The 14,901-nt window shown below is 61.7% G+C and carries 15 protein-coding genes and 1 pseudogene; 5 read left to right on the top strand and 11 right to left on the bottom strand.

The features are described from left to right. Window positions 1–29: 29 nt before the first annotated feature. The 4 genes from LQ249_RS26050 to LQ249_RS26035 form a co-directional block, all read right to left on the bottom strand. Entirely contained in the window at window positions 30–1,031 is a 1,002-nt protein-coding gene (locus tag LQ249_RS26050; RefSeq protein WP_046382112.1) for a sensor domain-containing diguanylate cyclase, read from the bottom strand. Window positions 1,032–1,165: 134 nt separating this feature from the next. Then, window positions 1,166–3,061: an alkaline phosphatase D family protein gene (locus LQ249_RS26045; RefSeq protein ID WP_232565988.1), complete on the bottom strand. Its 1,896-nt coding sequence runs from the start codon at window positions 3,059–3,061 to the stop codon at window positions 1,166–1,168. A gap of 123 nt (window positions 3,062–3,184) precedes the next feature. Beyond that, window positions 3,185–3,379, bottom strand: a complete 195-nt coding sequence (locus LQ249_RS26040) for a hypothetical protein (RefSeq protein WP_046382114.1) — start codon at window positions 3,377–3,379, stop codon at window positions 3,185–3,187. Window positions 3,380–3,583: 204 nt separating this feature from the next. Further along, a complete protein-coding gene (locus tag LQ249_RS26035) occupies window positions 3,584–3,964 on the bottom strand; it encodes a response regulator (protein WP_046382115.1) in 381 nt (126 codons plus the stop codon). Window positions 3,965–4,145: 181 nt separating this feature from the next. Here LQ249_RS26035 and LQ249_RS26030 point away from each other — a divergent pair, with 181 nt between their 5' ends. Further along, window positions 4,146–4,487, top strand: a complete 342-nt coding sequence (locus LQ249_RS26030) for a demethoxyubiquinone hydroxylase family protein (RefSeq protein ID WP_232565987.1) — start codon at window positions 4,146–4,148, stop codon at window positions 4,485–4,487. Window positions 4,488–4,529: 42 nt separating this feature from the next. Continuing rightward, the gene (locus LQ249_RS26025; RefSeq protein ID WP_169866050.1) at window positions 4,530–4,907 is read left to right on the top strand and encodes a c-type cytochrome; all 378 of its coding nucleotides are present in this window, start codon (window positions 4,530–4,532) and stop codon (window positions 4,905–4,907) included. 411 nt (window positions 4,908–5,318) lie between these two features. On the opposite strand, the pseudogene LQ249_RS26015 reads toward LQ249_RS26025, so the two are convergent. Together LQ249_RS26015 and LQ249_RS26010 are read right to left on the bottom strand one after the other, a co-directional pair. Then, window positions 5,319–5,465 (bottom strand): annotated as a pseudogene (locus LQ249_RS26015) (hypothetical protein); the annotation flags it as partial. 51 nt (window positions 5,466–5,516) lie between these two features. Next, window positions 5,517–5,888 (bottom strand): PH domain-containing protein, encoded by a 372-nt coding sequence (locus tag LQ249_RS26010; RefSeq protein WP_017846739.1) that lies wholly within the window; start codon window positions 5,886–5,888, stop codon window positions 5,517–5,519. Between the two features lie 166 nt (window positions 5,889–6,054). Between LQ249_RS26010 and LQ249_RS26005 the strand changes: the two genes are divergently transcribed. Further along, window positions 6,055–6,690, top strand: coding sequence for a LysE family translocator (locus tag LQ249_RS26005; protein WP_046382117.1), 636 nt, complete (start codon window positions 6,055–6,057; stop codon window positions 6,688–6,690). A gap of 44 nt (window positions 6,691–6,734) precedes the next feature. On the opposite strand, the gene LQ249_RS26000 is transcribed toward LQ249_RS26005, so the two are convergent. From LQ249_RS26000 to LQ249_RS25990, 3 genes are all read right to left on the bottom strand, one after another. Beyond that, on the bottom strand, window positions 6,735–7,064 hold the full coding sequence (locus tag LQ249_RS26000) for a hypothetical protein (protein ID WP_017846741.1): 330 nt from the start codon (window positions 7,062–7,064) through the stop codon (window positions 6,735–6,737). A 73-nt stretch (window positions 7,065–7,137) separates the two neighbouring features. After that, window positions 7,138–7,908, bottom strand: a complete 771-nt coding sequence (locus LQ249_RS25995; RefSeq protein ID WP_232565986.1) for an OmpA/MotB family protein — start codon at window positions 7,906–7,908, stop codon at window positions 7,138–7,140. Beyond that, entirely contained in the window at window positions 7,905–8,729 is an 825-nt protein-coding gene (locus tag LQ249_RS25990) for a motility protein A (protein WP_046382118.1), read from the bottom strand. The genes LQ249_RS25995 and LQ249_RS25990 overlap by 4 nt, the downstream gene beginning before the upstream one ends. A gap of 241 nt (window positions 8,730–8,970) precedes the next feature. Here LQ249_RS25990 and LQ249_RS25985 point away from each other — a divergent pair, with 241 nt between their 5' ends. Both LQ249_RS25985 and LQ249_RS25980 read left to right on the top strand, forming a co-directional pair. Continuing rightward, the gene (locus LQ249_RS25985; RefSeq protein WP_046382119.1) at window positions 8,971–10,023 is read left to right on the top strand and encodes a flagellin N-terminal helical domain-containing protein; all 1,053 of its coding nucleotides are present in this window, start codon (window positions 8,971–8,973) and stop codon (window positions 10,021–10,023) included. 172 nt (window positions 10,024–10,195) lie between these two features. Continuing rightward, window positions 10,196–13,564: an O-linked N-acetylglucosamine transferase, SPINDLY family protein gene (locus LQ249_RS25980; RefSeq protein WP_052735754.1), complete on the top strand. Its 3,369-nt coding sequence runs from the start codon at window positions 10,196–10,198 to the stop codon at window positions 13,562–13,564. A 75-nt stretch (window positions 13,565–13,639) separates the two neighbouring features. Here LQ249_RS25980 and LQ249_RS25975 read toward each other — a convergent pair whose 3' ends face one another. After that, on the bottom strand, window positions 13,640–14,332 hold the full coding sequence (locus LQ249_RS25975) for an RNA polymerase sigma factor FliA (RefSeq protein ID WP_046382120.1): 693 nt from the start codon (window positions 14,330–14,332) through the stop codon (window positions 13,640–13,642). Window positions 14,333–14,432: 100 nt separating this feature from the next. After that, window positions 14,433–14,900, bottom strand: coding sequence for a hypothetical protein (locus LQ249_RS25970; RefSeq protein ID WP_232565985.1), 468 nt, complete (start codon window positions 14,898–14,900; stop codon window positions 14,433–14,435). Window position 14,901 lies beyond the last annotated feature (1 nt).

The raw sequence follows: 14,901 nt of genomic DNA, 5'->3' as shown, positions 1-14,901 counted from the left end.
CAGCCGTTCGGGGCCACAAACCCGCGCATTCATTCCGAGACGATGTCCTTCCCCGCCGCCTTGGAGCGATACAACGCCTGATCGGCCCGCGCCATCAGGGCGTCGGGGCCTTCACCCGCATGACGCTCCACCACCCCCAGGCTCAGGGTGATTTTGAAGTCGCCCACGGTGGGGACTTCGCTCATGCTTTGGCGAATGCGCTCGGCCAGGTTTTTTGCGCTCTCCAGGGTGCTTTTGGGCAGCACCACCACGAACTCATCGCCACCCCAGCGCGCGAGCAAGTCACCGGGGCGCACGCAGGCCTCCAGGCTCTCCACGACGCTCATCAGGGTCTGGTCGCCGACGCCGTGGCCGTGTCGATCATTGATCGGCTTGAAGTCATCGATATCCATGGCGACCAGGGCCAACGGCAGGCGAAAGCGTTGGGCGCGCTCACATTCTTCCAGCAGCACTTTCTCCAGGCGATAACGGTTGGCCACGCGGGTCAGGGCGTCACGCTCGGCCAGGGAGCGGTTCTCGTCCAGTTGCAACTGCAGTTGCTGGTTGACCCGCGACAACTCGCGTGTGCGTTCGGCAACCAAGGCTTCAAGGGATTGGTTGCGCCGTTCGAGCTGTTCGATCGCGCACTTGCGCGTATTGATGTCGCGATGGGCGCCGACCATGCGCGCTACCGAGCCGTCGAGATTACGCGCAACCACATAGCCGCGGTCTTCGATCCACAGGTAGCTGCCGTCTTTTTTGCGGCAACGGTATTCGATTTGGTAATAGGGCGAGCGACGGTTGATGTAGTCATCGAACACCGTCATCACGCGGGAGTAGTCGTCGGGGTGGATGATGTTCTCCCAGGTGAACACGCTGTTCTCCAGGGAGTGGCGGGGGTAACCGAGCATTTCGTACCAGCCCGGGTTGCGATAAACGAACCCCGTATTCGCGTTCCAGTCCCAGACCCCGTCGCTGACCAGTTCCATGACGGCATGCAACATGTCCGCATTGAGGTCAGTTGACGGTTTGTTGCCGGCTGTATCGTCCATGTGCGCGCTCCCTGCGTGGGCCTCAAGGCCGGTCAAATTGACGCCGATACTCCGTGGCTGGCGCTACTGTACAACGGGGCTTGCACGCTTTGAATAGAGCGACTGTGCGGTTGTCGATGTGTGGCGATGGGCCATTATTTCGGCGCCCGCATCCTCGTCGGTGCCTTCCCGTTGGCGTTGTGCTGGTAAATGGCCTCGGGCTGGCCTTGCTCGTTGAAAAATACCTGGCCGATCCCCGCCGAGTTCCACAAGCGTTCACCGGCTTCGGCGTGTTCCGGGATATGCGGCACCACCTGCATGGTGCGGCGGCGGGTGAACCAGTTGAGTGGGGAGCGCGGCGAGTAGAGCCAGCGGTTGAGGCGGTCGAACCATTCCAGCAGGCGCGGCGGGAATTCGTTCTTGATGCCGCTGCTGGTGATCTGCCAGAGCTTGGGGCCAGCGTTGCGATGGCGGATTAGCACTTCGTAGACGAACGAGTAATGCACGTCGCCCGAGAGGATGACGTAGTTACCCGGTGTGCGGGAGTGGCGGAAGATATTCAGGATCACCTGGGCGGCGCCGCGATGCGCCATCCAGTTTTCGGCGTCGACCAGCAGCGGGTAGCCGCACCAACTGAACACTTTTTGCACGGTCTCGATCAGCTTGACGCCAAAGATCGGCGCGGGGGAGACGATGATTGCCGATGGGTGGTCCAGCAGCGCTTGTTGCAGTTCGCTCAAGGCTTCCCAGTCCAGCAGGCCGGACGGTTGCTTGAGGTTGAATTCGCTGCGCCAGCGGCGGGTGCGGGTGTCGAGCACCACCAGCGCGGGGGTGGTCGGCAGCACGTAATGCCACTGTTGGAAGGCCAGCAGCGTGTCGATCAGTTGATCCTGCGCACCCGCGTTCAGGTGGTTGTGCGGTGCCTGGGCGACAAGCGCCTGGGTCTGGTTGATCAGCGGGCCAAATACCTGCGGCTGGTTGCCCCAGCCTTGGCACAGCAGGTAAGCCAGCAGCGCGTTACCGATGATGCGTTTGGAGAACGGATGGCCGTAGGCGGTTTCTTCCCACTGCGCGCTGAGGTTCCAGTCGTCGGTGATGTCGTGATCGTCGAAGATCATCAGCGTGGACAGATGGGCAAACACCCGCGCGGCGCCGGGCAGGCCGTTGCGGAAGCGATCGATCTGCACCTGTTCGCGGGCATAACGCTGTTGCGCGTCGGCGCTCAGTTGCGGCGGCTGTGGCGCGATCAGCGTCCAGGGGGTGGGGGACCAGACCAACAAATACATGGCCATCGCTTCGGCGAAGGTCACCAGGTGATTGTCGGCGGTGCTGCTGGTGAAAATCGGCTTCTTCACGCCGCCGAAAAAACGCTCGCGCAAGGTCTCGTTGCTGTCCAGCGCGGGGAGCAGTTCGGCCCGTTGGTAATAACTGGCGTGATGCCCGTAGAGGCTGGCGCTGTCGTCCACCACGGCGCCTTCCAGGTATTCGTCGAACAGCCCCAGGCGCGCGATCAGCCCATGAATCGCCCGCAGCATCGGCCCGGCGACATCGTCGGCGTACACCTGGTCGCCGCTCATCATCAACAATGCCGGGCGTTGGGCCGGGGTCTGGGCGTCGGCCAGCAGGCGATCGACGCACAGCAAGCCTTCGTCCGCCGGGTGATGAGGCTTGCGGCAGGAGCCGTGGACCAGTTGATGAATACGGCTATGCAGCACGAAACTCGGCGATTGCGCGTCGCAATAGAGCAGGTGCGCTGCCCAGTGGGCGATGCCGCGCCCGTCGATCAGCAGGTCATAGCCGATCAGCGCGTCCTGGGGCAGGGCCTCGTCCAACGGGATGTCGATCAAGTGGATAAAGGCCTGGCGCCCCACCGGCACGATTTGGCACTGGCCTTGGTCCAGCACGATGTCGCGGCTCTGTCCGGCGACGTGCAGCCTGAGGGTCAAAGGCAGTTGCCGCGTCCCCACCAGCCACATTACCAGGCGCTGGGGTTCAAGGCGCCGCAGCAGCGGGCCGGCGAGGACGTCGGGCAGGGTGCCGGCGTGAGGCATAGGGTTGAAAGCTCCGCGCAGGATGATCACGAAGGTTAACCCGGCGGATGTCAGTATTGTGTTAAGGCCGGGCGGATCGAAAGGAGGAAGAGGCTGCAGGTCGGCAGCCTCTGGTTGGGCGCCTCAGATGATGTTTCCCCGACCCAGGCTGTCCAGCCCGCTCACGGCGCGGTCTTTTTTAGGCGACTGCTCGCCATTGACGTCAATGGCCGCTCCCTGAGGAGGCGTTTTTGAGGGGGAGTGGTGGTCTACCTGTGTGTTCAAGTAGGTCGGCAGAAACGAATTTTCGAAGTTCAGATGGCTGTAGAAAATATTCATCACGGTTTCCTCTGTAAGTTCGGTTTGCGGCGAACACTGTCGACGCGAACCGAACTTACAGCGGGTAAGAAGGCAGTCGCTATAAACCTATTGAGTCAAAACGAGACTACTCAGGAGTGGGAATCTTCATTCACCGTGGGCACCGTAAATCGGAGCCCACTGCCAGCCCGTCGTGACGTTGAGCAAAGCGATATCGCGAAGCTATCAATGCATCGACGCGCCCTGCCGGGTCAGTGCGGTTTGTACGCATTCGAGCAGATGTTCGGTGCTCCACGGCTTGGGCAGGAAGCGTACCGATCCCCCCAGCTGCGCCGCCAGCCCGGTGTTGCCGGACGTCAGCAGCACCGGCACCGACGGCCAGCGATGGGCCACCACGCGACTCAGGTCATAGCCGTTGAGTAAACCAGGCATCTGGATATCACTCACAATCAGGTCCACCGGGTCATCGGCCCGCTCCAGGTAGATCATGCCTTCATCCGCCGAAGGAAACGAGGTGACATGTGCGCCGAAATCCTCCAGCACGTCCACCATTAACGTGCGAATGATTTCGTCGTCTTCCAGCACTAAAATCGATGGCTGAGCCATGATCCTTACTCCACCATCAGGGTTCAGTAGGGTGGAGTGGGGCGGAGCGGATTAGGTTCGATCCGATATGCACTGAGCGATGGATGGTCGTTTTGCGCGTCTAGGTTGCGCATTTGCCGGGTGCTGCTGCACGATACCGGCGCTTTTCCACCCACTCCCGGTCCGCTTGCTTGAGGCCGAATTGCGACGACGGGGTTACCGCCGCTGCCGCAGTTACTGGCTATGCGGTCTCGGCGGCCTGGTACTGGGGCTGATCACCGGCCTGTGCGGCCGCAAAGCGATTGTTGCCACCACGGTTGCGGTCGAGAGTGTGGTCCTCTGGCACCTGGCCCATCAACTCCACACATTGCGTGATATCGACCCGCTGGCCGTGGCCGCGATTGCCACGATCGTCGAGGAGGAACAGCACCACCATGATCACTCGGCCGCGCAGATCGAGCGGGACGACCCGTGGTTCAGGGCGCTGGCGCCGGTGGTGACGGCGTGGACCGAAGCGGTGATCTGGATGGGCATGCGTTCCTGACAAACCGGCATAATTACCCGTATCACCCGATGTGGAGCCCTTATGAAGTACCGCGCGTTACTGACCTTCGTCCTGATCCTCAACACCGGCGCAGCCTTCGCCGCCGGCGATGCCGAAGCGGGTGGCAAGCTCTTCGCCAAAACCTGCGGCGGCTGCCATAGCATCGGCGAGGGCGCGCGCGGCGGCTTTGGCCCCGAACTCAACGGCATCATCGGCAGGCCAGCCGGCACCACTCCCGACTATCAGTATTCAGATGCGATGAAAAACTCCGGGGTGGTCTGGACCCGGGAAAAACTCGCGGCCTATATCGAGGCGCCGAAGAAGGTAGTGAGCGGCACGCGCATGATCTTCTGGGGTATCAGCGATCAGGAAAAGATCGACAACATCCTGGCCTACCTGGCGACGTTTCAACCTGAGTGATCGCCTGACCCCATGTGGGAGTTGTCGAGCCCCGGCGAGGCTGCGATGGGATCACCGCGTGACACCTGCCAGACCGCAGCGCCTGCATCGCAGCCTCGCTGGGGCTCGACAACTCCCACATAAAACCTGCGTCGTTCTGAAGCCCTTACACCGATAAGGACATCCCCTCAAATGTGGGCGCGGTGCATCAGCCCCGCCCCAAATACCTGCAATACCAAACCACCCCACCCACAACCGCCCCCACAACAGTGACCCCGTTCCCCACCAACCAAATCCCAAAGTTCCGAGTCTGCTCCGCATCCCCCTCATAAAACGGCCCAAAGTACGCCGCCACCGCCATCACCACACCGTTAAACACCCCAACAGCGACGGCAACCACCAAAAACACGAACACGACCGCCTTACATACCTTCATATAACCCTCCAAAACCATATTTCCCTGGAGTCGTGATAATCCGAGAACGTCCCTTCGATCGAGAACCCCAACTGAATTCGCGGGTAGCTCAGCCAATCCGTCAATCGCCGTCCATTCCATAAATCAATGTGGTCACCACTGCGATTGCCAAACGTCTCATTCCTCCTGCGCCAAGGTCTTTTTCTGCCCGCTGATCACGCCAGCAGGTGCTTGGAAATGATCCGCGAGATTTCAACAATCGAAGTCTTCCCCGTGAACTCGAATTTCACTTTCCCCAGCGACGAAAAGTAAATCTCCAACTCTGAATCCAGATCGAACGTCCCAGAGGTTTCCACCGAATACGCCACGATGTTTTTGTACGGCAGCGAGGTGAAGTCCTTCTTGCTGCCGGTAATCCCCTGCACGTTCACCGCGATGATGCGCTTGGTGGTGAAGACCACGCCGTCGCGCATGGCTTTGTAGGCATCGATCACTTCTTCGCCGTCCAGCAGCAGGGCGGCAACGCGTTCGGCGTATTCGTTGTTTTGCTTGAGTTTGAAGAAGCCTTTGTTGTTGAAGTCGATCATGTGCCTGTCCTGGGTGAGTGAGCCGGTAATCGCCAGCCGGTGTATGACGTTTTGCTCGTGGATCTGTATCTAACGCCCTGCTTTTCAACGCCCTACCATGGCGCCTGACACTGCAACGTCGGCGAAGGATTTCACGCCGGCAGAATAAAAATCCAGGAGCTAAACAATGCCCGATATGTCCAGCTTGCTTGCCTACGCGCTGATCTCACTCGGCATGGTGCTGACGCCCGGGCCGAACATGATTTACCTCATTTCCCGCTCGATTTGCCAGGGACGCATGGCCGGGATGATCTCCCTGGGCGGGGTGGCGTTGGGGTTTATCGTTTACATGCTGTGCGCGGCATTGGGTATCACCGCATTGGTGATGGCGGTTCCCTTGGCGTATGACGCGCTGCGGCTCGGCGGTGCGTTGTACCTGGTCTACCTGGCCTGGCAGGCGGTCAAGCCGGGTGGTCGTTCGCCTTTTCAGGTGCGGGACCTGCCCCTGGATAGCCCGCGCAAGCTGTTCATGATGGGCTTTGTGACCAACCTGCTGAATCCTAAAGTCGCGGTGATGTACCTGTCGTTGCTGCCTCAGTTCATCGACCCGAACGGCCACGGCAGTGTGCTGACGCAATCCCTGGTGCTGGGCTTTACGCAGATTTTCATCAGCGTGAGCGTCAACGCAATGATTGCCATGATGGCGGGTTCCATCGCGGTGTTTTTCGTCACCCGGCCCGGTTGGCAGGTGGTGCAGCGCTGGCTGATGGGCTCGGTGCTGATGGGCTTGGCCGTGCGGATGGCGGTTGAAGGGCGGCGCTAACCGGGCATGCGCTTTTGGCCGCGGCCGGCACGCTGATCACCGATTCACAGGATGTCTTTCAAATAGTCCTTGAGGGTGGTTAGCGGCGTGGGCAGTGCGTCGAGTTGATGGACGTTTTGCACGTCAGTCGCCAACCGCCGCAACTCCCGCCCCAGCACCGTGTGGGCGCCGCCCAATGCCTCCAGCGCCTGCACCACGCATTCCTCGATCTTGCGTTGAATCGCAGCCAAATCCCGCTGCCGTACCAGTAACCCAAACACTTCCCGCTCGTACCCGTCCATCACCAGATCGTCGCGCAAGACCGGGCTGCCGCCGTCGGTCTCGTACACCAGTTTCAGTGCGAAGAGCGCAACCGCTTCCAGCGTCAATTCCATGGTCTCGCTTCCTCGGGGTTTGGTGGGGAGGGCGATGATCACTGTTCTGCGCCGGAAAAAAAAGACCCACGCGTCAGCGCTCCAGGATCAGCTCCACGCGGCGGTTGCGGGCGCGGCCTTCGGCGACGGCGTTGTCGGCCAGGGGCCGGGTGTCGGCGTAGCCGATGGCGGCGAGACGGTTGGGCTGGATGCCGTTGCTTTGCAAGTAGCGGACTACGCTGCCGGCGCGGGCGCCGGAGAGTTCCCAGTTGGAGGGGAAGCGCGAGTTGCGGATGTCTTGAGTATCGGTATGGCCGGCGACGATGATTTTGTGCGGCACGCTGTCGAGTACAGGGATCAGATGGCGCAGCACGGCGAGGCCGCCCAGGCTGAGGTCGGACTGGCCGGAAGGGAACAGGATTTCGCTGCTGATCCGAAAGCTCACGCTGCTGTCGTTGGTGACCACTTCGATGTCATTGCCCAGCTTGTCCAGTGGCAGTTCGTTGAGCAGGTCTTGCGTCGTGGGCTTGGGCGGCTCGGGCTCAACGACAGCGACGGGGTCTGGCTCGGGTTCGGGCTCAGGTTCCACAATGGGGGCCGGCGCCTGAGGCACCAGCAACAACGCACCCGGCGGGTCCAGCGTGGTCAGGCGTTTTACGCTGAAAACGGCGGGGCCATTGGACTTGGCACTGTGCCGTGCAAGCTCATGGCTCTTGCCGGCCAACGCCAGCATGGCCATGGTCACCACCAGCAGCAGGGTCATCATGTCCAGGTAGGTCATCATCCACGTTTCGCCACCGGGGTCTTCGACGGCCGGCGTGCCGCTGGCGATCGCGGCCGCCTGGTTGCGGGTGATGGTCGTCATGCCCGGGTTTTCCACTTCAATGCAATCAGGGCGCGCGCCGGGCGCAACGGTTCGTCGCGCAAGTCGTTCTGGTAATGGGCCACGAACGACTTCAAGGTTTCACGCATCAGCCCTGGGCTGCGTTTGTTGGCCATCATCGCCACGCCCTGCAACACCATGTTCATCACCACCACGCGCTGTTCGGTGCGGCGTTCCAGTTTCACCGCCACCGGTTTGCACAGCAGGTTGGCCAGCAACACGCCGTAGAGCGTGGTCATCAGGCCCACGGCCATTTGTCGGCCGATGGTCACCATGTCGCCGTCGCCCAGCACGAACATCAGGTTCACCAGCCCTACCAGGGTACCGAGCATACCGAAGGCCGGCGCATAGCTGGCCATGACCCGGAACAGCTGGGCCTCGGCATGTTCCTTGGCACGCAGCCGCGCGATACGCCATTGCAGCAGGTCGAGGATGTCGTCCAGCGGTGTCTTGTCGATCACCAGTTGCACGCCGGAGCGCAGGAAAGGGTTTTTCACCCGGTCGAGGACGTCCTCCACCGCGCGCAGGTCGCCGTCGATCCACAGGCGCGACAGGCTCACCAGTTCGTCGATGTCTTCCTGGGTGTATTCGCGCTCGTGACGCACCACGGTCTTGATCAGGCTAAAGACGTGCAGTACTTCGCGCAGCGGGTAGCTGATGAAGGTCGCGGCAAACGTGCCGACCACCACAATGCCGAGGGCCGGCAGGTCAATGAACAAGCCGGGTTGTTGCGCGCTGAACATGAGCAGCACCGTCAGCAGTAGCAGGCTGGCGAGCATGCCGATCAGGGTTGAGGGGTTCATGCAGCACTCCTGTTGTGGGCCAAGGCAGGCTTTATAACGCGGTGGGTGCTGATTCAAATCGGCTAATACAGGCACTTTGCGTGGCGAAATCGGACGGCTGCGCAATTTTTTTTGGGGGCTGCCTAAAGACGCCTGATCGGATCGCCGATGTTCGCTTTGTCTGTACGGCAACGGCGGTGATGGCATCAACGCCGGGCCTCTCATCTGTTCAAGCGGCTCACCCACGAAAAGGAACTGCACCATGTCAGTTATCAATACCAACATCACGTCCATGATCGCTCAACAAAACCTGAACTCCTCGGAGAACAGCCTGAGCACCTCGATCGAACGCCTGTCGTCGGGCCTGAAAATCAACAGCGCATCCGATGACGCCGCGGGCCAGGCAATTGCCAACCGCATGACTTCGCAGATCACCGGCCTGTCGCAGGCGAGCAGTAACGCCAGCGACGGCATCTCTCTGGCGCAGACCACCGAAGGCGCGCTGGACCAGGTGAACGACAACCTGCAGCGCATCCGTGAGCTGTCGGTGCAAGCGTCCAACGGCACCAACTCCCAGTCCGACCTGCAATCGATCCAGGACGAGATCACCCAGCGTCTGGACGAGATCGACCGTATCTCCTCGCAAACCGCGTTCAACGGCGTGGACGTGCTGTCCAAAGACCAGACCATCACCATCCAGGTCGGCGCCAACGATGGTGAAACCATCGACATCAAGCTCAGCGAAATCAATGCCAAGACCCTGGGCCTGAGCAGCTTCAACGTGAACGGCTACGACACCACCCTGACGGCCAGCACCCTGTCGGATTCCTCGGGCACTGCGATCACGTCGACCAACACCAGCTATGTCGACAAGTCCGGTACCACGGTCACCGGTGGCACGCTGTCCACCGACGCCGACGGCGACTACTTCCTGACCGTGGGCGGCAAGACCTACGCGGCCGAAGTGACCCTGACCACCAGCGGCACCACCACCACGGCCAGCGTCAGCATCGACACCGAAAACGAGGTGACCAAGAAGTCCACCAGCACCCTGACCACCCTCGACAACGCCTTGAACACGGTGGACTCGATGCGTTCGGACCTGGGTGCGGTGCAAAACCGTTTCGACTCGGCGATCACCAATATTTCGACCACTACCACCAACCTGACTTCCGCCCGTTCGGGTATCCAAGACGTGGACTACGCCACGGAAGTGTCGGCCATGACCAGCGCCCAGATCCTGCAACAGGCAGGTACCTCGGTATTGGCCCAAGCCAACTCCATGCCGCAGCAAATGCTGTCGCTGCTGCAATAATCGCGACGGTGCGGTACGAAGGGGCCAGCGCACGCTGAGCCCCTTTTTTTGTGCGCGTTCGCTGCGCCATCTTTGGTAATCGTGGCATTGAGGTGGGTTTATCCGGGCTTTGGTGGGGAGGGTGGCGCGATAGCATTTCGCCTAGTATCTCTCTGCACAAGGCTGCTCCTGAATGCCAAGATCCCCGCGCCACGGCGCGCCCAGCCATATTGCTGCCCATACGCTTGCCCAGGCGCGACGACGCACCGAGCAACGCCCCCGTGACCCACAGGCATGGAAAGACCTGGGCAATCAGCAACTGCACAGCGACCCCGAGCAAGCGCTGGCCAGTTTCGAGCGTGCATTGCAGTTGCTGCCCGATGAGCCTCAGGCATTGGAGTGGGTGGCCAAGGCCGCGCAAAAGCTCGGCCAGGCGGATCGTGCCCTTGAACTCGTCCACAAGGCGCTGGGCATCGACCCGGATTTCGCCGTCGGACATCACCGCCTAGCCACGCTGTATTTTGAAAAAGGCCAGTTCGCCAACGCCCTGTCGCATATCGATCAGGCACTGGCGTTGGCGCCCCATGACTGTCATATGCTCTCGCGCAAAGGCTTGATCCTCAATCGCCTGGAACGCCATGGCGAAGCCATTAAGGTGTTCGACAAGCTGATCGAACGCGAACCCGGGGATTACAGCCACTGGAACAACGCGGCCAACCTGTACAAGGACATCGGCCAACTGGCCACCGCCGACACCTATTATCAAAAGGCTGTGGCGCTGGCCAAGCGCAAGGACGTGCTGCCGTATTCCAACCGGCTGACCTCGCTGCACTACGACCCCGAGCGCAGCCGCGAGTTTATCTTCGAGGTGTGCAAGGAATGGCAATCGCGCTTTGGCCCCAAAGCCGTGCCGCCGCGCCCCGAAGTGCTCGATCGCGCGCCCGACCGTTGCTTGCGCATCGGCCTGGTATCCGACGGCCTGCGCCAGCACCCGGTGGGCAACATGATCGTGGGCGTGCTGGAAAAACTGCCGCGTCATCAGTTCCAGTTGTTCGCCTACAGCACCAGTCAGGTGTGCGATCACCTGACCCGGCGCATCCAGGCGTCGGTGCAGCAATGGCTGGCGATCAAGCATATGGACGACGTCACGTTGGCCCAGCGCGTCCGCGACGATCGCATCGATATCCTGATTGACCTCTGTGGCCATAATGCCGGCAACCGCATGGGCACCATGGCGTTGCAGCCGGCGCCCTTGCTGGTGAAATGGGTCGGCGGCCTGATCAACACCACCGGGTTGGATGCCATCGATTACCTGCTCACCGACCGCATCGAGTCACCGGAGGGGGAAGACGCGTTCTACACCGAAAAGCTCATCCGCCTGCCCGACGACTACATTTGCTACGACCCGCCGCCCTACACGCCGGACATCAAGCCCTTGCCCGCGCTGGCAAACGGCTTTGTCACCTTTGGCTGCTTCAACAACCCGAGCAAGGTCAACGATGTGCTGCTCGGGCGCTGGGCCGAATTGCTGCGGGCCGCACCTGATTCGCGCCTGTTGCTCAAGGGCGGAGCCTTTGGCAATGACGAGTTGCGCGCCCATGTACACGGCATCATGGCTGCCCACGGTATCGCCCGGGAGCGGGTGCTGATCGAAGGGCCGGTGGGGCACAAGACCCTGCTGGAAACCTACAACCGCATCGACATCGCGCTGGACCCTTGGCCTTATTCCGGCGGCCTGACCACCTGCGAAGCCTTGTTGATGGGCGTGCCGGTGGTCACCTTCCCCGGGCCGACCTTTGCCGGGCGTCACTCGGCCACCCACTTGGTCAACGCCGGTCTGCCGGAGTTGGTGGCGCACAGTTGGGCGCACTACCAGCAACGTGTCATTGAATTGGCCAATGACCTGGACAGCCTGGCGCGCATCCGCAGCCACCTGCGCGAGGTACTGATGGGCTCGCCGGTGTGCAACAGCCAGCGTTTCGCCAACCACTTCGGCACCGCCATGCGTGCTATCTGGCAGCGCTACTGCGCGGGCCAGCCGGCTGCCGCCCTGACATTGAACCCGCAAGGGCTGGCCAGGTTCGAGGGGGAGGCCACCGCTGTCGTGCTTCAGCACCCGGCGGCACCGGCCAGGGACGAGGGTTTTGGTTTCAAGTTCCAGGGCAAAGTAGTGACCCTGGACCACGGCGGCACGCTGATCGCATCGGCGCAGTTTGTTGCGCTGCAAAAAATGGCGGCGTTTTCCACGGTGGCCTTTGATCCCGCCAGCCGTATCGACAATGCCCGACAACTGGCGCAACTGGGTGAGTTGCATTACTACCCCCATGCGGCGCTGGGCAATGGCCAGCCCGCCACGCTCTACGCCTGCCTCGATCCGGCCATGAGCGCCACATTGGCACCGCTGGCGGCATCCGCGGTACTGGCCAAACTGGCGGTGCCCACCCTCAAGCTGGATGCGATCAACGGCTTGCCGTCGGTGGACTGGCTGTTGCTCGACAACCTCAACGACAGCCTGGCCGTGATCGAACATGGCCAACGTACCCTCGCCGATACGCTGTTGGTGCAAGCGCGGGTCAACTTCGCGCCGACGCATGATCAGCAGGCCGATGTGGGCTTGATCAGCCGCTGCCTGGCGCGGCGCGGGTTCAGTTTTTACCGGCTCAATAACCTGCAGCACATCAGCCATCCGGCCGAAGGGCAAAGCCTGGATCAATTGCGCGCTTCTCACCTGGTGTGTGCCGATGCGCTGTTTTTGCCGGACGCAACACGTATGGCAGCACTGTCCGATAACCAGCGCCTGAAGCTGGCCTTTTTACTGCACACGGTCTACGCCGCCTTTGACGTGGCGACGCAACTGCTCAACACAATCGATAGCGACCTGGCCGCGCAGTACCTCAAGCACTGCCGGAACCCGAGCGCCATGCCGCAACCGCTCGAACTGCCGCGGGCGCCGATGCAGGCCCCCCAGGTGACCTTTCCGGCAGAAGTGGCCGCCTATGTGAAAAAACTCTACACCCAGGCCTCGGTGATTCTGGAATATGGCAGCGGCGGTTCCACCCTACTGGCCGCCAACATGCCGGACAAAACCGTGATCTCGGTGGAAAACGACGCCCGTTGGGCGCAGGACATGCAAGCCTGGATCGCCAACGCGGTGCTGCCTTCACGGCCGATGATTTACCCGGTGGATGTGGGCGAGACCGGTAAATGGGCACGGCCGAAGAACGCCCGGCACTGGAAGAAATTCCACACCTACCCGCTGAGGGTCTGGGATGAGCCGTTCTTCGAGCAGCCCGATGTAATCCTGATCGATGGGCGATTTCGCATTGCCTGCTTTGTCACCGCGTACCTGCGGGCGACCAAGCCGGTCATCGTGTTGTTCGACGATTATCTGGACCGCCGACACTACCATGTGGTCGAACGGTTGTTGGCCCCGACCGCGTTTGTCGGGCGCATGGCGCGGTTCGATCTGCAGCCGCTGACGCACCTGCCGCGTGAGGAACTGACCTGGCTGATCGCCAGTTTCAATGAAGTGGCTTACGCCGAGGGGGAAGACCTGCCCTGATGCAAGGCAGGCTCGGGAACGCCGTCGATTAAAGGCGGGCGCTGGCGTGCCTGCCCCCACCTTGGATCGTCGGCGCTATTCCTTCATTCTGACCTGCAGTCGCGCGATCGCCTGGGCATGCAATTGACACACGCGTGATTCGCTCACCTCCAGCACCACGCCAATCTCGCGCAGGTTGAGCTTTTCGTGGTGACAGAGCGCAAGCAGCAGGCGTTCGCGCGCCGGCAGGGCGTCGATGGCGCGGGTGAGGTTGGCGCGGTTGCGGTCGTTGATCAGTTCGGCAAACGGCGTGCGCAGCCGCGAACTGGAGCCCTCGCTGTGCTCTTCGTCCACATCGTCAAAGGGCAGCATCTGGCTGCCGTTGGTGTCATCGAGCACCTTCTGGTACTGCTCCAGCGTCAGGCCCATGGCCGAAGCGACTTCCCGCTCCCGCGCCGGCCGCCCGAGATTCTGCTCCACGCGGTGCATGGCATCCTCCACCGCCCGCGCGTTACGGCGCACGCTGCGGGGCACCCAATCGCGGGTGCGCAGCTCGTCGATCATCGCCCCGCGAATGCGTTGCGAAGCAAAGGTGGCGAAGGTTGCGCCCACACTCACGTCGTAGCGCGTCATGGCATCGAGCAGGCCGATGCTGCCGGCTTGAATCAAGTCGTCCAGTTCAATATTGGAAGGCAGCCGGGTCTTCAATCCCAGTGCCTGGCGCCGGACCATGGGGAGGTACTGCTGGAGGACTTCCTGCTGGTTAATCTTGCCCTGTGCCGTATACATCGTGCGCGCCTGCGAAAGACAGAAAATCCACGGGATTATTACCGCTCGCCCTGGCCGCTTAAGCGCGGAACAGCTGTACGCCAGGTGACGTGTTCGCCCTTTAAGCCGGGCCGACACCGATGCTATGTGGGGGGCGGCTTGATTGGCGGTGCGCGCAGGTCTCGTCGATCAACAACAATCGTGTCCCCAGATACCGCTGCGCCGCTTCACGCAAATTGTTGAGCAGGCCGTGTTGGGAAAACCCGCTGTGCAGCGCCAATACCTGCCGGGGGCCATTCTGTTCGCGGAGCTGGCTCAAGGTGTCGAACGTGCGGCGGAAGGCGCCGAGGTCGCTGTCGACCCACACGCCCCAGCGTTCGGGCAGGTCGCGGTGATAGTTATCCACAGCCTGAACGCGCCAGCGCGCGGGGTCGCCCACCCAGCGATGACCTTGGCGGTGCCAGCGCTCCAGGGTGTTGTGTGCCTGGACAGCCGCCTGCGCCGCGCCGAACAGCATCAAGGTGCGATCCATCACGGGGAGCGGGCGCTGACTGGCCCAATGGCGCAGGCCGGCGGCTTGATCGTGCATG

The sequence above is a fragment of the Pseudomonas sp. 7-41 genome (genome assembly GCF_021233075.1).
In the GTDB taxonomy this organism is placed as follows: Bacteria; Pseudomonadota; Gammaproteobacteria; order Pseudomonadales; family Pseudomonadaceae; genus Aquipseudomonas; species Aquipseudomonas veronii.
Note: the sequence above shows the minus strand (reverse complement) of the source record. Positions and strands in the feature narration are given on the sequence as shown.